We start from the raw sequence: 19,717 nt of genomic DNA, 5'->3' as shown, positions 1-19,717 counted from the left end.
ATCGAATCAGCTTGGTTAACCGCTTAACAGCGGTTGTACCCAAAGAGTCTGAGTTCAAGGCATTTGGTGACCCATGCAATTCTTTCAGACATGAAACCTGGTTATGAAAGACGAAAACACAGATCTATGGAATTTAAATTGGTATACTGACACGCCTTTTTTCGTGAGTGATCCATTGATGTTCACGAGGATGTAGACATCAATGGATCACTTAAGTTTTTACAATGAGTTGATTTTTTCATATGTTAAAAAGAGTATTGGTCATCAAACACGATAAAATTGGCGACTTTGTCCTCATGTGGCCTGCACTGTATCTACTCAGGCATGCTTTACCGCAAGCCAGTATTGAAATGTTTGTCTCTCCAGCCGTAAAGCCATTTGCTGAAGTATGCCCTTATGTTGACCATGTCATTGTCGATAACGGCAACGATGAAGAGATTGGCGAAGCCATCAGCGCCAGGCAATATGACGCAATTCTCATCTCTCAATCCGAATACCGTATCTACAAAATCTTACGTCACATAGATGTTGCCTATAAACTCGCTCCTAAGCATAACTGGTACCAATATCTCTATAAACACAGAGCCAACGTTCAGTATCGTAAGGGAGAGCCTTGTTGGCGTGGTGCTTGCTTACTGGTAGAGCACTTCCTTAATCATTTTGGATACAGTATCCCAGCGCTTCCCAAACAATATTGGGATAAACAAGCCGTGCGAGACAAATGGCAAGCCTATTACGGACATTCTTCAGGTGAAAAGTTGATCTTTGCTCATCCGGGTACAGGTGGGTCATCCGGTGCGCTCGCCCCAAAGGACTTTGCCTACCTATTAACACAGATAAACGCCAATACTAAAATCGACTGTAAGTTTGTACTCACCTTTAACGGTGACGAAGAAGCATTAGCGCAAATAATCAATAAAGACTTACAAGCTAACGGAGTCAAAGTGGTGATGGCCAAACCTTTAGCCGGCCTTGCCGACTTTGCCGAATCACTGGTCGCTGCCGACATGTTTATCGCAGGTTCAACAGGCCCATTACATATCGCTGGGCTCCATGATGTGCCGACTGTAGGCTTTTATGCGGGGAGGCGTTCAGCGCCCAAAATTCGCTGGCAAACTTTGACCCAGAGCCACAAGCGTCTAGCCTTTACTCCACCGATAGGCAAAAAAACTGGCCGAAATATGGCACTAATCGATTTTGACGCTGCGGCACAGGAAATTGCTCAGTTCCTAGATACCTTTTATGGTGAGCCCCAACCACTCACCTCGGATTTATAACATTTAGCGACTCGACATTTATACGAGTCACACGAAAATTGGAAAATACTTATGATAGTAGTCACAGGTGCCGCAGGCTTTATTGGTAGCAACTTAGTTAAAGCGCTCAATAACTTAGGGCGTAGTGATATTATTGCCGTAGATGACCTGACCGACGGCACCAAGATGTTTAATCTCGCCGACTGTGAAATCGCCGATTATCTGGATAAAGCAGACTTCATCGAACAGATCAACCAGGGACAATTCGATAACAAGGTTGAAGTAATCTTCCATCAAGGCGCCTGTTCGTCAACCACTGAGTGGGACGGCAAGTTTATGATGGCTAACAACTACGAGTATTCCAAAACCCTGCTCCACTTCTGTGAGCGTACCGGCAGCCAGTTTATCTATGCATCCTCGGCCTCTGTTTACGGCGGCAGCGATAAGTTTGTCGAGCAGCGGGAGCTGGAAAAGCCGCTCAACGTCTATGCCTACTCCAAGTTCCTGTTCGATCAATATGTCAGGCAACATAGCTTCACGACTCAAGTGGCCGGACTACGTTACTTCAACGTTTATGGACCAAGGGAACAACATAAGGGCGGCATGGCTAGTGTAGCTTTCCACTTCAACAATCAGATTAAGGCGAATGGTATCTGCCGCCTGTTTCAGGGCCACGACGGCTTCGAAGATGGCAAACAACTGAGAGACTTCGTGTATGTCGAAGATGTAATCAAAGTCAACCTCTGGCTATGGCAAAATCCAAGTGTCTCAGGGGTGTACAACTGTGGTACGGGTCAAGCACAGAGCTTCAACGACGTGGCCAATGCGGTGATCGCTTATCACGGTAAGGGGGAAATCGAATATATTCCTTTCCCGGATAAGCTCAAAGGCGCCTATCAAAGCTATACCCAGGCGGATCTCACTCGACTTAGGGCTGCTGGATATACTCAGGCCTTTAAAACAGTCGAGCAAGGAGTACCCGAGTATCTGGACTGGCTGGCCGCGCAACACTTTATCGGTCAGTAATTAAGCCTTGAGGAGCCCATTTGTAATGAAAGACAATCAATTGAAAACAGCTATTTTTACGCTTGCTATTGGTGATGAAAATCCCATGTACCGTGCCGCGTTACTCAGTTTCGAAAGATATGCCGAAAAAGTCGGTGCTGATCTTATCGTTTCAAAGGAGCTCCATTACCCAATCACCATCACAAATCCAAAACATACCGCCAGCCCTGCGTGGACAGAGAAGTTATATATCAAGGAGTTATTGAAAAAATACGATAGGGTACTGTACCTGGATGCCGATATCATTATTACTCCAGATGCTGACAACATTTTTGAAGTTTATAATGAACTGGATACTATTTATCTATTTAATGAAGGACAGTTGCTAGAGCGTCAACCTGTGATAGACAAAATCTCTGCTATCATGGGTGAAATAAAAGACTGGCCCAAAGAAAATGGACGCCCTGTCTACTATAACTTAGGCTGCATGCTAATTTCACGCCAATGTCCATTATTTGATATTGCCTCATTATCTGATCTTCAGAAACTTTGTAATCACATAAAGTACTATGAACAAACTTATGTAAACTACCTGATACAACGTGATAATCTCAAAAATAAGAGCATATCCTCACAGTTTAACCGCATGGATGTTTTAGGGGCAGATAATTATAAACAAGCCAGCTTCATCCATTATGCTGGTAGAGGCTATACTAACTCTTCCTTAAAACGTGAAGTCAGATTTGTAAACGACTTTTGCGACATCTTTGCTAACCAAATAGATGCTGACACTTTAAAAGAAATCAAAAGCGACGGCTGGGAATTGTTTATCGACAAAGCACATAAGCGTTATAAGCTACCGAGATCGATCATCAGTGCCTTGGCCAAAGCCTTCGTCACCATTTAAGGAAATAGCTAAAACTCATGATGAAGTATAAGGTTTTCGTTATCAATCTAGCCCGCTCTAAAGAGCGGATGGCCCATATTACCGAGCAACTCAATCGTGTTGGAGTCCCCTTCGAACGCATAGAAGGCGTTGATGGCAACCTACTAACAGATGAAGAAATTGAACAGGTTTCTCCTGCCAAATTAGTGCAAAAAAACTATTACAGGGCGCTAAGTAAAGGAGAGGTCGGTTGCAGTCTTAGCCACAAAAAAGCATGGCAAAAAATTATCGATGATGACTTGGATTTTGCCTTCACTCTTGAGGATGACATCTACCTAGAAGACAATTTCTCAGAAGTGGTCGACTTAATGCGAAACCTACCCACAAAAGAATGGGACTTCATTAAGCTTTATCCACTCCGCAAGGGTGGCCAGAGCAATATTAGGAATGCTTATACTTACCATAAGCACAAATTTATTAGTTATCATAAGTTTCCAATTAGCGCTGTAGCACAGGTAGTGAGTAAAAAAGGAGCTAAAGCACTTATCAAAAACATGCCTTATGTGGTACAACCAGTTGATGGACACCTAAAATCCTGGTGGACGCTAGGTATTTATCCTTTTGGACTCATCCCATACTGCGTTTCAGTCGATCTGACGGGCCTATCGGACATCAACCCTCATGGGGGGCTTGAAAAGATGAAGCAACGCAAATTAACCAAGCTATATCTTAACTGGCAACGCGCTCTGGCGCGGCTTTTTGCAACGCCTAAGCTTGACAAAAAATTCACACAGTTTACCAACTATCTAAAATAGAGATTCTTGTGTCTGTCATAATTGAACATTCAAGCATACTGAAAGCTAAGCGTGTCTTGTACATGACACACTTGGCCATTGGTGATTTTGTCTACCAAGGTGTTTGGTTACGCGCCCTTAAAGCAAAATACCCTCATCTTAGTATCGATATCTGGTTTGACGACTGTCGCAGTAAGCCCCACGATTGGGCCAAAGGCCGCAACAAAATTCTATCGGAATGGATAAATGCAATAGGGGATTTCGACGACGTTTATCCTATTGTGAGCAATTTGGATCAACGTCAAGCAGCAATCCAAACAGCTCGAGAAAAAAAATACGATATCATCATTTTCGTAGGGAAAAATCGTAGCGAACAATTTGCAAAGATTGCACGTCAGATCTCATCGACAGCCATAGTTGTCGCCACCATGAACTACACCCTAAAAAATCTATTTACCAGTAAAATCTATGCTGGCAAACTCGATGGTACTCTCAACTACCGTGACATAGCTAAAAAAAGCTCACATATTACTGACTTCTATGGTCACTGCTTTAATCAATTTCTAGGATTAGATACCACAGATCTCATTAACGGCAGCAAACAACTCGATATTTATATTAGTCCTGAGTATCAATCAAGTGTCCAACCCGTGATAACCTCACTCACACAGGGTGACTCAAATAAACTCATTATTTTTATCAATCACCTATCAACGGCGACGAAAAAAGACTACCCCTGGCCTCAAGTAAAACAACTGATCCAGCTGCTTAATTCAAAATATGCCAACCTAGTATTCATAGTCAATACACCGCCAGATAAGCTTGAATCTGTCACTGCAGAGATAAGAGCAGATAAAGATTTAAATCCAAAGCAGATCACGACCTTTACTGCACTGAATAATTTCTTTGAACTTCCAGCTATCATAGGTCTTTGCGACCTGAGCATAAGCGTCGATACTGCTACTGCTCATCTCGCTGTATGCATGTCGAAGCCTCAAGTAACCCTAATGGCCAGCGACTTTAAGCTCTGGCAACCACTGGGGGATAGCATCATCCTTGAAGGTACAGGTAAAGCAAGCTCTATTGCCCCTCACCAAGTCGCCAATGCAGTGGAAAAGCAAATCCTAAACTTCTATGGTGAAACAGAAAAATTTCAGCCTTTAAACAACAATTGAGTATATGTTGAACATAAACCTGGGCAGGGGAAACTTAATAATGCATTATTTATTAATGCTTTATATTTAGCCCACCAACACCGAGGCTTTAATATCAGGGCTTGTAAAACGATTAAACAAGCAAGAGCTTAAGTAATTGGGCTGCAAGTGGTAAAAGTGGTGAAGTTTTATTCCATTCCCCTTAAGAGGACTCACAGAGGCTCAGATAGTCGGCAACAATTTTGTCGATGGTCACCTGCGTAAGGATCTGACTGTCGGCAAAAGGCGGATAATACTCCAAGGCTTGCTCCAACTTCCGACTTAAAGCCTTACTATCCCGTCTCGGAACCAGATATTTAGCCAGTTCACCCGTTAAAATCTCATCAGGTCCATGGGGGCAGTCGGTACTGATCACAGGAGTGCCGCACAATAATCCCTCGACCAGGACATTACCAAAGCCTTCATAATCGGAACTGAGCACCAAGAGACTCGCACCCTTTATCCAGGGAAAGGGGTTGGCCTGAAACCCGGGACAGATGATGCGATCGGCCACACCGTATTTTCTGGCCAGTTTCATCGCCTTCTTGGGATTGTTACAAAGTAGCACCAGCGGCAAAGGCTTATGCATCTTGGCAAGAGCCTGAAATAGTATGTCATGACGTTTTTGCCGTGCGACGCGACCAACATGGATCAGATAGTCACCTTTGGGAATATCCGGGTGTTCCTCTACAGCTTTTGCCCTTATCGCTTCTATATCGAATGGGTTATATATAGTACGCATACTGCGGGGAGAAATTCGCCCGCTCTGGCGAATTTCCTGAGCGATCCCCTTGGAGACTGTGATCAACGCCTGGCCGTTTAGTGCCAGCTTGGTTCTGAGCATTGTAAGGTAAGCTAATAGTCCGAGTTTACGCTCACGCTTCAACTCCTCTTCAATAGAGTTATGCACCACAATATAGAGCTGTGATACACCGGCACGAGTTAGCAATAAATTGCTCTTGTCCAAATTAGACAAAATAAGGTCAAAACCACCATAAGTCTGTTCGAGTTCATCGAACCATTGCTTGACCCTGGCAACCGAGCGCCCCAACCGCCACCAGGCAATGATATGCCGCTCACCTTCATCGAAGCAGACATGCAAGGGAATTTCCTCAGGGACTGCATAATCATAATGAGGGGTCAGCACCAAAAGATGCGGCTCGTGTCCCAAACGTTTCAGTTCAGTCGCCAGAGTTAGGACTATCTTCTCTGCACCGCCACCGGCGAGGCTGTCTATAGCTAAGCCGATCCGTTTACTACTCATAATCAAGCCCCAATAGTCGTGCAATCTCCATTATGCAGATATCCAGCCCCTTGGCCTCCCCCTCTTTATCCATATTGGCAACTAACTGCCCCACGGTTTGTGGTTCCAACAGACGCTGTACCTGAGTACACATAGCATCTGTCTCGATATCGCTGCTGATGGCTAAGCCCCGCTGCACACAGCTATCAATCCGCTTGGGTTGATCCTTGGAAACTGCCACCGCCAACGTCGGCACCTTAAGAGCTATCGCCTGCAACAGGGTATCACCACCGCTTAGTACAGCGCCCACTGCGCCATCAAGCAGATTGATAAACTCCATGCTGGAGAGCCGCTCTATGCTCACTACCCCCTCTAACCTAGGTAGGGCTTTAGGATAATTAGGACCAAACACCATGACGCTGGGTATCCCCATCTTTTGATAACAGACCTGCGCTACTTGGGCAAAACGTTCAGCCGCAAGAGTTGCGCCGACATAATGACCGCCAGATCCTGCGCTATAGAGGAGATATCCCTTTGGCTTTAAGTTATATGCTTGCTGCAACTGCTGTTGCAACGCTTTATCGGGTCTTGCGAAGATAGGACCGGTAAAGATGGGCTCGGCCCGTTTGATCAGGTTTAACTTGAAGCGATCGAAACGACTAATATCGCCAATCACAAACTCAGGCTGCACTACCCAATGACTGTCAGTGACCAATGCCCGTACAAGCTTCATGCCTCGAGCACGTTTGCGTTTGTGCTGGCTGATAAAAACCACCTTGGCGCCACTGCGATAAGCATGTTTCAGCTGTGCTTTACGGCCGGCCGCATCAAAGATTACCAGGTCAGGCTTGAGCTCTGAGATCAACTGGTTCACCTCTTTCACTCGCTTGGTGGGAGTGTCGTCAACCAGATGCGTTGGATAGGAGCAATACTTGGCGTAGGGGGCGCGACTGTTAAGCACAAATTCAATCTGTGCTCCGGGCCAACGCTGCATGATCTCGTCGGCCACTATGGTGGAACGCATATATTCACCTATTCCCTCTTCACAGGAGACAGGTACAAATAGAAATTTTGGCGCCACGGACATCGACATTATCCCTAAAATTAAATGGAAAAACCCCATCCTCCCTCATTGCTTCACTCAACTGATGTTTGTCAGCAGATGAGCCTATCAAGCCTGAAGTTTACCATTAATCGGCAGCTCCTTACTATTGACCGGAGTATTGTTGAGGATCGCTCGATTAAGCGCTTTCGCTCGCTGGCAACAGACGATCAAATTGGGCTATTACAGATGCCACCGGGATCATCTCCATCAGATGCGCGCCCTTGGCGCGTGTCCCCCAGGGAACCTCGCCTGGATGTTGCAAGGCGATTACCTCATCATAGACACTGACCACGCTATCCAAACAGGTATAAGGCCCAGTGCGTCCAGGATTGGAATGGGCGTATAGGCCGATCACCGGCGTTCCTTGGGTCACAGCCATATGAGCAGGACCGGTATCCGGCGCCAGGACTATGCTCGCCTGTTTCAAAAGCGCCAAAAGCTGCGTCAGTGAAGTCTTACCCACCTGGTTTTCGATGCGGGCATCGCCATGTTCAATAATGGCCTCGGCAAGCTGATACTCCATAGGAGCGGGGCCGCCGCAAAGCAACACACGATAACCTCTTTCCAGCGCATGGTTGGCTACTTGAGCATAACGTTCGGGCAACCAATTTCGCTCTGCCTTACTGGCGGCAGCGCAAATAATCAGTGCCTTATCCCCATCAGGGATCAACTGACAGGCAAACTCAGTATCAGCGGCGGGCACAGGAATGTCCCACTTAGGCTGAAGATCTGTCACCCCCACAGCCTTAGCGAAGCCCATAAAGCCTTCCAATACATGGGGCGTGGCCAACGGGGCAACCTGCTCATTGGTCACCAACCATTGTCCCTCTTTGGCCCTGGCCCGGTCAAACCCTATGCGCACTTTGGCGGGGATCATCAATGAGGCTATGGTAGCCCGCAGCGCCACCTGCATGTGCAACAGCACATCGAAACGACGCCCCTTGAGCGCCCGCCGCAAATTGAGGTAACTCTTCCAGCCTTGACCTTTGTCAAACACCACAAACTCCACCCCGGGCAGGTGCTTGAGCAGCTGATATTCTATCTTGCCTACCACCCAGGTGATGGCCAGTTGCGGGTACTGGCGCTGAATTGCCTGCACCATGGCAACGGCATGACAAACATCACCAATCGCCGACAGGCGCAGCAAACAGAGAGATTGAATTTTCGCGGGGTCAAAACTCATGGACAGAATCGGCTTCTTGGGTGCAAACCCCAGATCTTAATGTAGAATAGACTCAGGTTCCACGCTTATAACGAACAAATAGCCGATGCAGATTAAAAACACCGCCAAGGGTTGCCTGGCGCTGAGCCTTGCCGCCCCACAAGCCCTGGATGAAACCTGGTTTGACGAGTCTTTTTGGCGGCAACAGCAAGCGATTGTCGGCTCATCCAAGGGGCGTTACACCACTTGGTTTGTCGAGCATGAAAAACAGCAGTGGGTATTGCGCCACTATTGGCGCGGCGGCTTGATGGAAAAGTTCAGCAAAGACGCCTACCTGTTCACCGGCCTCACCAAAACCCGCGCCGTGGCAGAACTGGCGCTCTTGGAGCAACTCTTTGAAGAAGGTTTACCTGTACCCGAGCCCATTGCCGCCAAAGTGGAACGCTTCGGGCTCTGGTACCGGGCCGATATCCTGATCCGTCGCATTCATGGTGCCGAGGATCTGGTGGCTCTGCTGCAAAAACAGGCCATGTCACGCCCACAGTGGCAACAACTCGGCGCCTTGATTGGCCGTTTTCATCAGCGCGGTGTCTACCATGCCGATCTCAACGCCAAAAATATTCTCAGCAGCGACCAGGGCTTTTATCTGATTGATTTTGACCGAGGAGAGCTGCGAACCCCGGCCGATGGCTGGCAACAGGCCAATCTCAGTCGGCTGCTGCGCTCCTTCAACAAGGAAAAACGCAAACAGCCCCAGCTGCAATTTACCGAAGATAACTGGCAGTGGTTGCTGGAAGGCTACCGCGGCTCAGCGAGTGCCTGACAACAAGGCCTGAGCCAACTGCAACTGCTTCTGCAGTGCTCCTCTGTTGCTGCTAACCACTTCCAAGCCGGCTTGGGCGGCGCGGCGTCTCGCATCGCTGTCCTGTAACAGTGCCGCTATGCCACTCGCCAGCGAGGCGGCATCCTCAACTTGCTGTAAGGCCCCGGCACCTTGCAGCAGGTAAGTTATCTCGGCAAAGTCCCAATGATGAGGGCCGACAAATACCGGCAAGCCCAAGGCCGAAGGCTCCAGCGGATTATGCCCGCCATTGGTGATCAGGGTGCCGCCGACAAAGGCCAGATCGCCGCAGGCATATAACCCGAGTAACTCCCCCATGGTATCCCCGAGCAGCACCTGAGTCTCGGCAGCTAGCCCTTGGCCGCTGCTGCGCCGCACATAGGCAAGCCCGGCCTGCTTGATTGCCGTGGCGGCATTATCGAACTGCTCCGGGTGTCTCGGTACCATGATCAACAAGGCCTCTGGCCACAGTGCCAATAGGCGTTTATGGCACTCCAGCATGGCGGCAAATTCCCCTGGATGAACACTGCCGGCAACCCATACCGGGGACGAGGCGCGTCCCCACAACTGCCTTTCGCCCCTGGCCCTGGTTATCTTGTGCTGATCCAACTGCAGGTCGAACTTGAGGCTACCGCAAACACTCAACTTGTCGCTGGCAACGCCGAGAGCGATAAAGCGTTCGGCCTCGGCTTGGGTCTGCACGGCTATCTTATCCAACAGTTGCAACATCGGCAGGCTAAGTCCGGCCCACTTCTGGTATTTGGCGGCCGACTTGGCCGACAACCGGGCATTGGCCAACATGATGCCTACGCCCTGTTTTTTGGCCTGATGCAGTAAGTTGGGCCAGAGTTCAGTTTCCATCACTATCAGGTTCGAAGGCTTGAGCCTGTTAAGAAAACGTCGCACACACCAGGGAAGATCGAACGGCAGGTAACAATGCTGCACTGTGTCACCAAACGCCTTGCGCACCTCACGGGAACCTGTGGGACTGGTGGTCGTTACCGTGACAGATAAGTCAGGGTTGGCTTGCATCAATGCCTTGATCAGCGGCACTGCGGCCAGGGTTTCCCCCATGGAAACAGTATGGATCAACAGGTCTGTCGGTTTGGCCTTGAACAAGCCGAATCGCTCACCCCACCTGCCGCGGTAATCCGGGCTCTTCAATGCCCTAAATGCCAGATACAGCAGTAAGAGTGGCGACAACAGATACAGCAAGAGTGAGTAACGACTAAGGTTCATTGGCGGGATAATTGAGTTTTGCCTGATGGATTGTCACAATGCTAGCATAATACCCGAAGCAGCATAACCAAGAGCCATTCGCCGGATTGCGGATGATGCCGCAACCATTTAGGACTCAGATGAAAACCCGCGATAAAATCATCCAGGCCAGCCTGGAACTCTTCAACGAATACGGCGAACGCTCCATCACCACCAACCATATCGCGGCTCATCTGGGAATAAGCCCGGGCAATCTCTATTACCACTTCCGCAACAAGGAAGATATTATTCGTTGTATCTTCGACCAGTATGAAAATCATCTGGAACTGGGGTTTCAGCCCTATGAAGACAGGCAAGTCGATGTCGAGTTGTTGATTGGCTATTTCGATGCCATGTTCTATACCCTGTGGCAATTTCGCTTTATGTACGCCAACCTGGCCGACATCCTCAGCCGCGATGAGGCCTTGAAAAAGCGCTATCTGGAAGCCCAACAAAAGGTGTTGACCCGCTCTAGCCACGTACTTCAACAGTTGTGTCAGGATGGCTTTCTGCAGCTGGAGCAAGACAAGATCTCCAGCCTGGCCGATACCATCAAGATGATAGTCAGCTTCTGGATCAGCTATCAGCTGACCCAATCCAGCATAGCCAATATCACCAAGTCTTCACTCTATGAAGGCCTGCTCAGGGTGCTGATGATCTTCAAGGCCTACGCCACCCCCAGTTCCACCTCGACCTTCGAGCGTCTGGAGCAACACTACCAAAATTTGGCCCACCAGCAAGACTAGCTCACCGTCTTGGGCATCTGACATTCAGGTGCCTTGCTCTCTCAGCTTCCTTAGTTTTTCTCATCTGAAACAAGCACTAGCCCTAATCTGATTTATCCCTGACGGCCCAGCTCAAAAAAGAGTGTTGAGCCATTGGCTTTAGGGTTAAAATGCCACCACTCCAATAAACAGAATAATCCAATCAAGGAGACTTAAGGTGGCATCTACCTCATTCTACGATCAGATCAACCAACAGCTTGCCGACGTCAAGGCCGAAGGTCTGTACAAGAGCGAACGTGTAATAGTTTCTCCACAGCAACCAGCCATTCGCGTCAACGAAGCAGAAGTTATCAACTTCTGCGCCAACAACTACCTGGGTCTGGCCAATCACCCTGAATTGATCAAGGCGGCACAGGCCGGGTTGGCAGACCATGGCTTCGGCATGGCCTCGGTACGTTTTATTTGCGGAACCCAGGATATTCACAAGCAACTGGAAGCCAATCTGTCCGAATTTCTCGGCATGGAAGATACCATCCTCTACTCCTCCTGCTTCGATGCCAACACAGGTCTATTTGAAACCCTGTTAGGCCCGGAAGATGCCATAGTGTCAGATGCCCTGAACCATGCTTCTATCATTGACGGTGTTCGCCTGTGTAAGGCCAAGCGTTTTCGCTACGCCAACAATGATATGGCCGACCTGGAAACCCAACTGATCGCCGCCCGCGATGCCGGTGCCCGCCATATCTTGATAGCGACAGATGGGGTGTTTTCCATGGATGGGGTTATTGCCAACCTCAAGGGTATCTGTGACCTCGCCGACCAATACGGCGCCCTGGTCATGGTCGATGACTCCCACGCCGTTGGCTTTATCGGCCAGAACGGCCGCGGCACCCACGAATATTGCGATGTGATGGGTCGCGTTGACATCATCACGGGCACCCTGGGTAAGGCGCTGGGCGGCGCTTCCGGCGGCTTCACCGCGGCCCGCAAAGAAGTGGTCGATTGGCTGCGTCAGCGCTCACGTCCTTACCTGTTCTCCAACTCACTGGCACCTTCTATCGTCAGCGCCTCGATTCGGGTGCTGGAGATGCTCAAAGAGGGCCAGGAACTACGCGAAGCGGTATGGGAAAACAGCCGTTATTTCCGTGAAAAAATGGCTGCAGCCGGATTCACCCTGGCCGGAGCAGACCACGCCATAGTGCCGGTCATGCTGGGTGATGCCAAGTTGGCCAGTGACTTCGCCAACCGCCTGCTGCAGGAAAATATCTATGTTATTGGCTTCTCCTTCCCGGTAGTACCCAAGGGACAGGCCCGTATCCGTACCCAGATGTCGGCGGCTCACAGCCGTGAACAGCTGGACAAGGCCATCGAAGCCTTCACCCGAATCGGCAAGGAGATGGGTATCATCTGATACCTATCCCATGGAGTAACATGATGAAAGCACTGAGCAAACTCAAGCCTGAACAAGGCATCTGGATGGTAGACGCACCCAAGCCGGAAATGGGCCATAACGATCTGCTGATCAAGATCCGCAAGACCGCCATCTGTGGTACCGATGTGCATATCTACAACTGGGATGAGTGGTCACAAAAGACTATCCCTGTTCCTATGGTTGTCGGCCATGAATATGTCGGCGAAGTGGTGGACATGGGCCAGGAAGTGCGTGGCTTCAATATTGGTGACCGGGTGTCAGGCGAAGGCCATATCACCTGTGGTCACTGCCGTAATTGCCGTGGTGGCCGTACCCATTTGTGCCGTAACACTGTGGGGGTTGGGGTCAACCGCGAAGGTGCCTTCGCCGAATATCTGGTAATCCCGGCCTTCAACGCCTTCAAGATCCCCGATGATATCAGCGACGAGCTGGCTGCTATCTTTGACCCCTTCGGCAATGCGGTACACACTGCGCTATCTTTCGATCTCGTCGGTGAAGATGTGCTGATCACCGGAGCAGGTCCCATAGGCATTATGGCCGCCGCCGTTTGCCGCCATGTGGGTGCACGCCACGTGGTCGTTACTGATGTCAACGAGTACCGTCTGGAGCTGGCACGTAAGCTGGGGGCTACCCGAGCCGTCAATGTGGCCAAAGAAAAACTCGAAGATGTGATGAGCGAGCTCGGCATGACAGAGGGCTTCGATGTCGGCCTGGAAATGTCCGGTGTACCGTCTGCCTTCCACTCCATGCTGGATACCATGAACCACGGTGGCAAAATTGCCATGTTGGGGATCCCGGGTGGCGATATGGCGATAGACTGGAGCAAGGTCATCTTCAAGGGGTTGGTGATAAAGGGCATCTATGGCCGGGAAATGTTTGAAACCTGGTACAAGATGGCCAGTTTGATCCAGTCCGGATTGGATATTGCACCTATTATCACCCACCATTACAAGGTGGATGACTTCCAGCAGGGTTTCGATGCCATGCGTTCGGGTCAATCCGGCAAGGTCATTCTCAGCTGGGATTGATCCTCAAACAGGGCGCTGTACTCATGCAGCGCCCTGATGCACACTGTTAATAAGCACTACCTCTTTTACAGGCAAACTATGTCCAGTTACCAACACCTTTCTGTCGTTCAACTCCAGCAAATGATGGCCGAAGATGCCGAGCTGCAGATAGTCGATATTCGCGATCCTGCCAGTTTCGAGACGGCCCATATTCCCGGCGCCATTCGCCTCGGCAATGACAATCTGGCCGACTATCTCAGGGACGCCGATATGGATAAGCCCTTGGTTGTCTGCTGTTATCATGGCATCAGTAGCCAAAGTGCCGCGGAATATCTGCAACATCAAGGATTCGATGAGGTCTACAGCCTGGATGGCGGTTTCGCTGCCTGGCCGAGGGACTGAGACATGGAAATCGGCCGCCTCCCCAACGAACGCGCCGCTCAGGCGCTGGTAGACTACCTCAAGGGTGAAGGGATCCCCTGTCGCATCATGCATCTGGAACAGGGAGTGGCTATCCATGTCATCAAGGACACCGACCAAGCACAGGGGCGCAAAGCGTTTCTCGACTTTGTTCAGGATCCGTTAAACCCCAAATATCTGCAGGCTTCCTGGGACCATGGCGACAACCGCATCCGCTTTGACTATGGCGCACCATCACTGCAACTGCTGAGTCAATTTATTACCGGCGCCGGGCCGCTAACGCTGGTCATTCTGCTGGTCTGCATAGCTATCTTCGCAGCCATGAACCTGGGTTACGGCAATCAGGTTTTCGAAGCCCTGGCCTTCTTTGGCGCCACTTCAGATGCCGGTTTCAGCCAATTCTGGCGCTTGTTTACTCCGAGCCTGCTGCACTTCTCGGCGCTGCATATCACCTTTAACCTACTCTGGTGGTGGGTCTTGGGTGGCAAGATAGAAAACCGTATCGGCATTGCGCCGCTGCTGACGCTACTGCTGGTCGCCGGCACATTGCCCAATCTAGTGCAGTACTACCTCAGTGGCCCCAACTTCGGCGGTCTTTCCGGGGTTGTGTATGGCCTGGTGGGTTATACCTGGATCAGCGGCCGCATGAGCCCAGAGAAAGGCATAGGCCTGCCACCTGCCATGATGGGCTTTATGCTGTTGTGGCTGGTGCTTGGCTTTATGGATATGTTTGGCCTGTCGATAGCCAACGGCGCACATCTAGGTGGGCTCTTGGTCGGTCTGACCCAAGGCTGGCTCGACAACCGCAGGAAAAGATAATCCTATGTAGCTCGGCTTTGTAGACGCCAAAGTCATTCTGCACAGCAAGCAACAGTAAAAAGAGGGAGCTCAGGCTCCCTCTTGAATAGGAGCTAAGTAACTTGGACGGGCTTAGGCCAGCTCCAACACCTTGGTCACCAGCTTTTCAATGCCGCTATTGGCCTCGGCAATGGAACCTGCCAGCATATAAGCCGGGGTGCTGACAATCTTGCGCTCACTGTCGACCACAATTTCATCTACCTTGGCATTTTGATGTTCACCGCCCATGGCAGTAAAGGCCGCTGCGGTTTCGGCGTCCGTCCCTATGGTGCCTTTGGCCCCCTTACCATAGAGGCCCGGGATCATCACAGGTGCAATACAGATAAAGCCCACCACCTTACCAGCGTTGATAAAACGGCTGATAAATTCACGCACCGGGGCGGCGATCTCACTATTGCTGCCATTTACGGCAAAGTTACAGAGGTTTTTGGCAGCTCCGAAGCCACCGGGAATGATCAGACCGTCGAAATCGGCCAGATTCAACTCGGACGTCGCCTTGATATCACCACGGGCAATTCGAGCTGCTTCTTCCAGCACGTTACGCTGCTCAGTCTCCACGACTTCACCCTTGAGGTGATTGACCACATGCATTTGAGGAATATCGGGGGCAAAACATTGGTACGCTGCGCCGGAGCGAGACAGGGACAGCAGGGTCAACACTGCCTCGTGAATTTCACTGCCGTCGAAGACACCACAACCACTGAGAAGAACTGCAATTTTTTTCATTAAAAAATCCCTCTTATGTCATTTAGGTTTAACAAACCAATTACAAACTGGTTGATCTGATTAAAAAACATGCTAACTTAATTCATCGTCTCTGCTAAGAGGCGATTTTTACTGCTACCAAGGTGCAAATCTGGAAAAGGAATTTAAAAAATCCACAACCGATAAGATTTGGTAAAACTTTTACCTGACTCACAAAAAAACAAATAACAAATAAATATCAACAAGTTATAAAAACAACTTCGAGTTGTTCTCTACAGCATTTCTCTATGTTGATTTTTTCACTCACAGACTTATCCACAGGCTGAGGGTGATTTTGTCATGGCCGAAAATGCCTTGGTATGGCATGCTTAGCAGCACTTAAGACAGCTTAGATTGAAACAAAACTATGCCAACAATAGCAGAAAACCCCCTCGTCCTTGTGGATGGTTCTTCCTACCTCTATCGGGCCTACTATGCGCCGCCTCACCTGACCAACTCCAAGGGTGAAGCAACCGGGGCGGTTTACGGCGTAGTCAACATGTTGCGCAGCTTGCTGGGTAAATACAAGCCACAGCAAATGGCGGTTGTGTTTGATGCCAAAGGCCCCACATTTCGTAACGATATGTATGCAGAGTATAAGGCTCACAGACCTCCAATGCCTGATGATCTACGTAGTCAGATAGCGCCTCTGCATGCCATCATCGAAGCCCTGGGTCTACCACTCCTGTGTATTCCCGGCGTAGAAGCCGATGACGTGATAGGCACTCTGGCCTCACGGGCCAGCAAAGAAGGACGTGCCATTCTGATCAGCACAGGCGATAAGGATATGGCTCAACTGGTGGATGACAATGTCACCCTGATCAACACAATGACAGACACCATAATGGGGCCCGAAGAGGTCACCAACAAGTTTGGTGTCGGCCCCGAGCTTATCATCGATCTGCTAGCACTGATGGGCGACAAGGCCGATAACATCCCGGGACTGCCTGGTGTGGGTGAGAAAACCGCGTTGGCCATGCTGATGGGCGCCGGAGGAGTCGCCAAGCTGTTGCAGCAACCGGATTGCGTCACAGCTCTTGGCTTCCGGGGTGCCAAGACCATGGCCAAGAAAATCATCGATAATGCCGAGATGCTACAGCTCTCTTACGATCTGGCGACTATCAAGACAGATTGTGATCTTGATCTGGACTGGCACCAACTCAATATTACGGCCCCCAATAAAGACCAACTGACACAGCTTTATGGTGAGATGGAGTTCAAACGTTGGTTGGCAGAAGTTCTGGATAACAAGATGCCGCATCCGTTAGCGGTCAATACTGCAACGGCTGAAACCCAGGAAGAAACTCCACCCCAACTCGCCATAGAGACAGAATACGAAACCATACTGACCGAAGCCGCCCTGGAAAAATGGCTGAAAAAACTGGTCAAGGCTGAACTAATGGCGATAGATACCGAGACCACCAGCCTCAATTATATGGATGCCGAGCTGGTGGGTCTGTCTTTTGCAGTCAAAGCCGGAGAGGCGGCCTACCTACCTCTGGGGCACGATTACCCGGAAGCCCCTGAGCAACTGCCCCGGGAAAAGGTATTGGCCAAGCTCAAACCGATACTTGAAAACCCTGAGATAAAAAAGGTCGGTCAAAATCTAAAATATGATATCAGTATTCTGGCCAATGCCGGTATCAAGCTGACCGGTGTTGCCTTCGATACCATGCTCGAATCCTATGTCTTCAACTCAGTGGCATCCAGGCACGACATGGACGGGCTGGCACTCAAGTACCTGGGGCACAAATGTGTCAGTTTCGAAGAGATCGCCGGTAAAGGCGCCAAGCAGCAGACATTCAACCGGATCCCTTTGGAAACGGCATCACCCTATGCCGCCGAAGATGCCGATATTACCCTTAGGCTGCATCAACACCTATGGCCCAGGCTCGAGCGGGAACAAGAGTTAGCCAATGTTTTCACTGAACTTGAGTTGCCGCTTATTCAGGTATTGTCACAGATGGAACGCGACGGCGTGCTGATCGACAGTATGCAACTGTCGCAACAAAGTGATGAGCTGGCGCAAAAAATAGATGCGTTGGAGCAAAAAGCCTATGAGATCGCCGGAGAGAAATTTAACCTCAGCTCCCCCAAACAACTGCAGGCACTATTCTTCGAAAAGCTGGGTTATCCGGTGATCAAGAAAACGCCGAAAGGCGCCCCCTCCACCGCCGAGGAGGTATTGATAGAGTTGGCGCTGGATTATCCATTGCCAAAGATTATTCTCGAACATCGCAGCCTGACCAAGCTCAAGAGCACCTATACAGATAAGTTACCGCTGATGATCAATGGCAAAACCGGCCGGGTGCATACCAGCTACCATCAAGCCAACGCTGCCACCGGCCGTTTGTCATCCAGCGACCCTAACCTACAGAATATTCCTATCCGCACCGAAGAGGGGCGTAGAATTCGTCAAGCCTTTATCGCACCTTCAGGACGCAAGATTCTGGCCGCCGACTATTCACAAATTGAGCTCAGGATCATGGCTCACCTATCCCAGGATGCCGGCCTGCTGGCGGCATTCGCCGAGGGTAAAGATATTCACAGAGCAACAGCGGCTGAAGTCTTTGATGTGGCGTTTGAAACTGTCACCCCAGAACAGCGTCGCCGCGCCAAGGCGGTAAACTTCGGTCTGATTTATGGCATGTCGGCCTTTGGCTTGGCGCGCCAACTGGATATTCCTCGCACTGAAGCACAAAGCTATATGGATACCTACTTCAAGCGTTATCCCGGCGTGCTCAAGTATATGGAAGAGACCCGGGCACTCGCCGCCGAGCAAGGTTATGTCTCCACACTCTTTGGTCGGCGCCTGTATCTACCGGAAATCCGCGACCGCAACGCCATGCGGCGTCAAGCTGCGGAACGGGCGGCTATCAACGCTCCGATGCAGGGAACAGCAGCCGATATCATCAAAAAAGCGATGATCAAAGTTGCCGACTGGATAGCCTCTGACACTAAGGGGGAAATCACCATGATCATGCAAGTTCACGATGAATTGGTGTTTGAGGTTGATGAAACGAAAGCCGAAGAGTTGCAACAACAGATCTGCAAACTCATGGCTGAAGCGGCTACCCTGGATGTCCCTTTGCTAGCCGAAGCGGGCCTGGGTGATAGCTGGGATCAGGCACACTGATAACCCACCTACTTCATCAAGAGCCATCCTTCGGGGTAATGCCGATCAGTTAAGACAGATCGCTTGACGATCTCACTGAAAGGATCAAAATCCGATGACCTCATGTCATCGGATTTTTTTATGCAACTTTCAGAAGCTTTGGCGCGTACTCATATCAATCGTCTTACCGAATTCACCTGTCTGGCCGATGTGCTTGAGCCTGAGTTAATTCAGTCGTGCCTTGATTCACATGGTGTTGCCAGTTTAAGGCGACGTAAGTTACCTATGGATGCCATGATTTGGGCGGTGATTGGTATGGCTCTATTCAGAGGCGAGTCCGTCCGCTCTCTCATCAATAAGCTTGATATCGTCTTACCTCAAGAGGTGGATTACGTTGCGCGCAGTGCTGTCACTCAAGCGCGCAAGCGGCTGGGCTCTGACGTTGTTCAGGATGTGTTTAAGCGAAGTGCCAAGACCTGGCATGAGAGAGCTGAGCATCCGCATTGGTGTGGGCTCAACCTCTATGGGGTCGATGGTGTCGTGTGGCGAACACCTGATAGTGAGCAAAACAATCAGGCTTTTGCCAAAACTGCCAACGCTTCTGGTGATGCTGCCTATCCTCAAATTCGCATGGTTTGCATGATGGAGTTAAGCAGTCACTTGGTATTGAACAG

Annotated in this window: 18 protein-coding genes; 13 read left to right on the top strand and 5 right to left on the bottom strand. The window is 50.0% G+C overall.

The features are described 5' to 3' along the window. The first annotated feature begins 242 nt into the window (after window positions 1-242). Genes ACMHXH_RS09105 through ACMHXH_RS09085 form a run of 5 tightly spaced genes read left to right on the top strand, consistent with a single transcriptional unit; the run spans window position 243 to window position 5,116 of the window. A complete protein-coding gene (locus ACMHXH_RS09105; RefSeq protein ID WP_144361650.1) occupies window positions 243-1,277 on the top strand; it encodes a glycosyltransferase family 9 protein in 1,035 nt (344 codons plus the stop codon). A 51-nt stretch (window positions 1,278-1,328) separates the two neighbouring features. Beyond that, a complete protein-coding gene (gene rfaD, locus ACMHXH_RS09100) occupies window positions 1,329-2,282 on the top strand; it encodes an ADP-glyceromanno-heptose 6-epimerase (RefSeq protein ID WP_144361649.1) in 954 nt (317 codons plus the stop codon). A 25-nt stretch (window positions 2,283-2,307) separates the two neighbouring features. Continuing rightward, window positions 2,308-3,168 carry a glycosyltransferase gene (locus tag ACMHXH_RS09095; protein ID WP_226684949.1) on the top strand — a complete coding sequence of 287 codons (861 nt, stop codon included), beginning with the start codon at window positions 2,308-2,310 and terminating at the stop codon, window positions 3,166-3,168. 17 nt (window positions 3,169-3,185) lie between these two features. Next, window positions 3,186-3,962 (top strand): glycosyltransferase family 25 protein, encoded by a 777-nt coding sequence (locus ACMHXH_RS09090; protein WP_413737979.1) that lies wholly within the window; start codon window positions 3,186-3,188, stop codon window positions 3,960-3,962. Window positions 3,963-3,970: 8 nt separating this feature from the next. Continuing rightward, entirely contained in the window at window positions 3,971-5,116 is a 1,146-nt protein-coding gene (locus ACMHXH_RS09085) for a glycosyltransferase family 9 protein (protein ID WP_039035410.1), read from the top strand. Between the two features lie 181 nt (window positions 5,117-5,297). Here ACMHXH_RS09085 and ACMHXH_RS09080 read toward each other — a convergent pair whose 3' ends face one another. The 3 genes from ACMHXH_RS09080 to ACMHXH_RS09070 form a co-directional block, all read right to left on the bottom strand. Then, window positions 5,298-6,398: a glycosyltransferase gene (locus tag ACMHXH_RS09080; RefSeq protein ID WP_039035411.1), complete on the bottom strand. Its 1,101-nt coding sequence runs from the start codon at window positions 6,396-6,398 to the stop codon at window positions 5,298-5,300. Beyond that, window positions 6,391-7,464, bottom strand: a complete 1,074-nt coding sequence (locus ACMHXH_RS09075) for a glycosyltransferase family 9 protein (RefSeq protein ID WP_082014341.1) — start codon at window positions 7,462-7,464, stop codon at window positions 6,391-6,393. Before ACMHXH_RS09075 ends, ACMHXH_RS09080 begins: the two co-directional genes overlap by 8 nt. A gap of 154 nt (window positions 7,465-7,618) precedes the next feature. After that, window positions 7,619-8,665: a glycosyltransferase family 9 protein gene (locus ACMHXH_RS09070; protein WP_039035413.1), complete on the bottom strand. Its 1,047-nt coding sequence runs from the start codon at window positions 8,663-8,665 to the stop codon at window positions 7,619-7,621. An 85-nt stretch (window positions 8,666-8,750) separates the two neighbouring features. On the opposite strand from ACMHXH_RS09070, the gene ACMHXH_RS09065 reads away from it, so the two are divergent. Then, window positions 8,751-9,467 carry a 3-deoxy-D-manno-octulosonic acid kinase gene (locus ACMHXH_RS09065; RefSeq protein WP_039035414.1) on the top strand — a complete coding sequence of 239 codons (717 nt, stop codon included), beginning with the start codon at window positions 8,751-8,753 and terminating at the stop codon, window positions 9,465-9,467. On the opposite strand, the gene waaA is transcribed toward ACMHXH_RS09065, so the two are convergent. Next, complete coding sequence (gene waaA / locus ACMHXH_RS09060; RefSeq protein WP_144361648.1) at window positions 9,453-10,724, bottom strand: lipid IV(A) 3-deoxy-D-manno-octulosonic acid transferase; 1,272 nt, start codon at window positions 10,722-10,724, stop codon at window positions 9,453-9,455. The genes ACMHXH_RS09065 and waaA overlap by 15 nt on opposite strands. Before the next feature lie 119 nt (window positions 10,725-10,843). Between waaA and ACMHXH_RS09055 the strand changes: the two genes are divergently transcribed. The 5 genes from ACMHXH_RS09055 (at window position 10,844) to glpG (ending at window position 15,145) form a co-directional block, all read left to right on the top strand. Beyond that, a complete protein-coding gene (locus ACMHXH_RS09055) occupies window positions 10,844-11,488 on the top strand; it encodes a TetR/AcrR family transcriptional regulator (RefSeq protein ID WP_039035416.1) in 645 nt (214 codons plus the stop codon). Window positions 11,489-11,684: 196 nt separating this feature from the next. Beyond that, window positions 11,685-12,878: a glycine C-acetyltransferase gene (locus ACMHXH_RS09050; protein WP_039035417.1), complete on the top strand. Its 1,194-nt coding sequence runs from the start codon at window positions 11,685-11,687 to the stop codon at window positions 12,876-12,878. A gap of 23 nt (window positions 12,879-12,901) precedes the next feature. Then, a complete protein-coding gene (tdh, locus tag ACMHXH_RS09045; RefSeq protein WP_039035418.1) occupies window positions 12,902-13,927 on the top strand; it encodes an L-threonine 3-dehydrogenase in 1,026 nt (341 codons plus the stop codon). A gap of 78 nt (window positions 13,928-14,005) precedes the next feature. Next, a complete protein-coding gene (gene glpE, locus ACMHXH_RS09040; RefSeq protein ID WP_039035419.1) occupies window positions 14,006-14,308 on the top strand; it encodes a thiosulfate sulfurtransferase GlpE in 303 nt (100 codons plus the stop codon). Between the two features lie 3 nt (window positions 14,309-14,311). After that, complete coding sequence (gene glpG, locus ACMHXH_RS09035) at window positions 14,312-15,145, top strand: rhomboid family intramembrane serine protease GlpG (protein ID WP_039035420.1); 834 nt, start codon at window positions 14,312-14,314, stop codon at window positions 15,143-15,145. Between the two features lie 111 nt (window positions 15,146-15,256). Here glpG and elbB read toward each other — a convergent pair whose 3' ends face one another. Then, window positions 15,257-15,910, bottom strand: coding sequence for an isoprenoid biosynthesis glyoxalase ElbB (gene elbB, locus ACMHXH_RS09030; RefSeq protein WP_039035421.1), 654 nt, complete (start codon window positions 15,908-15,910; stop codon window positions 15,257-15,259). A 385-nt stretch (window positions 15,911-16,295) separates the two neighbouring features. On the opposite strand from elbB, the gene polA reads away from it, so the two are divergent. Together polA and ACMHXH_RS09020 are read left to right on the top strand one after the other, a co-directional pair. Further along, window positions 16,296-19,064 carry a DNA polymerase I gene (gene polA / locus ACMHXH_RS09025; protein ID WP_162206833.1) on the top strand — a complete coding sequence of 923 codons (2,769 nt, stop codon included), beginning with the start codon at window positions 16,296-16,298 and terminating at the stop codon, window positions 19,062-19,064. A gap of 120 nt (window positions 19,065-19,184) precedes the next feature. Further along, on the top strand, window positions 19,185-19,717 hold a 533-nt coding region (locus ACMHXH_RS09020), incomplete at its 3' end, for an IS4 family transposase (protein ID WP_413737976.1).

The organism is Shewanella sp. BJSY2023SW001 (genome assembly GCF_047314685.1).
GTDB classification, from domain to species: domain Bacteria; phylum Pseudomonadota; class Gammaproteobacteria; order Enterobacterales; family Shewanellaceae; genus Shewanella; species Shewanella indica.
The sequence above is the reverse complement of the archived record's forward strand: the minus strand, read 5'-3'. Positions and strand labels throughout refer to the sequence as shown.

What these genes read in the sequence shown, in the direction of transcription:
- ACMHXH_RS09070 (WP_039035413.1), bottom strand. Translation starts at nt 8,665, where the DNA reads ATGAGTTTTGACCCCGCGAAAATTCAATCTCTCTGTTTGCTGCGCCTG.
- rfaD (WP_144361649.1), top strand. Translation starts at nt 1,329, where the DNA reads ATGATAGTAGTCACAGGTGCCGCAGGCTTTATTGGTAGCAACTTAGTT.
- glpG (WP_039035420.1), top strand. Translation starts at nt 14,312, where the DNA reads ATGGAAATCGGCCGCCTCCCCAACGAACGCGCCGCTCAGGCGCTGGTA.
- tdh (WP_039035418.1), top strand. Translation starts at nt 12,902, where the DNA reads ATGAAAGCACTGAGCAAACTCAAGCCTGAACAAGGCATCTGGATGGTA.
- ACMHXH_RS09065 (WP_039035414.1), top strand. Translation starts at nt 8,751, where the DNA reads ATGCAGATTAAAAACACCGCCAAGGGTTGCCTGGCGCTGAGCCTTGCC.
- ACMHXH_RS09105 (WP_144361650.1), top strand. Translation starts at nt 243, where the DNA reads ATGTTAAAAAGAGTATTGGTCATCAAACACGATAAAATTGGCGACTTT.
- ACMHXH_RS09080 (WP_039035411.1), bottom strand. Translation starts at nt 6,398, where the DNA reads ATGAGTAGTAAACGGATCGGCTTAGCTATAGACAGCCTCGCCGGTGGC.
- polA (WP_162206833.1), top strand. Translation starts at nt 16,296, where the DNA reads ATGCCAACAATAGCAGAAAACCCCCTCGTCCTTGTGGATGGTTCTTCC.
- elbB (WP_039035421.1), bottom strand. Translation starts at nt 15,910, where the DNA reads ATGAAAAAAATTGCAGTTCTTCTCAGTGGTTGTGGTGTCTTCGACGGC.
- glpE (WP_039035419.1), top strand. Translation starts at nt 14,006, where the DNA reads ATGTCCAGTTACCAACACCTTTCTGTCGTTCAACTCCAGCAAATGATG.
- ACMHXH_RS09090 (WP_413737979.1), top strand. Translation starts at nt 3,186, where the DNA reads ATGATGAAGTATAAGGTTTTCGTTATCAATCTAGCCCGCTCTAAAGAG.
- ACMHXH_RS09095 (WP_226684949.1), top strand. Translation starts at nt 2,308, where the DNA reads ATGAAAGACAATCAATTGAAAACAGCTATTTTTACGCTTGCTATTGGT.
- ACMHXH_RS09055 (WP_039035416.1), top strand. Translation starts at nt 10,844, where the DNA reads ATGAAAACCCGCGATAAAATCATCCAGGCCAGCCTGGAACTCTTCAAC.
- waaA (WP_144361648.1), bottom strand. Translation starts at nt 10,724, where the DNA reads ATGAACCTTAGTCGTTACTCACTCTTGCTGTATCTGTTGTCGCCACTC.
- ACMHXH_RS09075 (WP_082014341.1), bottom strand. Translation starts at nt 7,464, where the DNA reads ATGTCCGTGGCGCCAAAATTTCTATTTGTACCTGTCTCCTGTGAAGAG.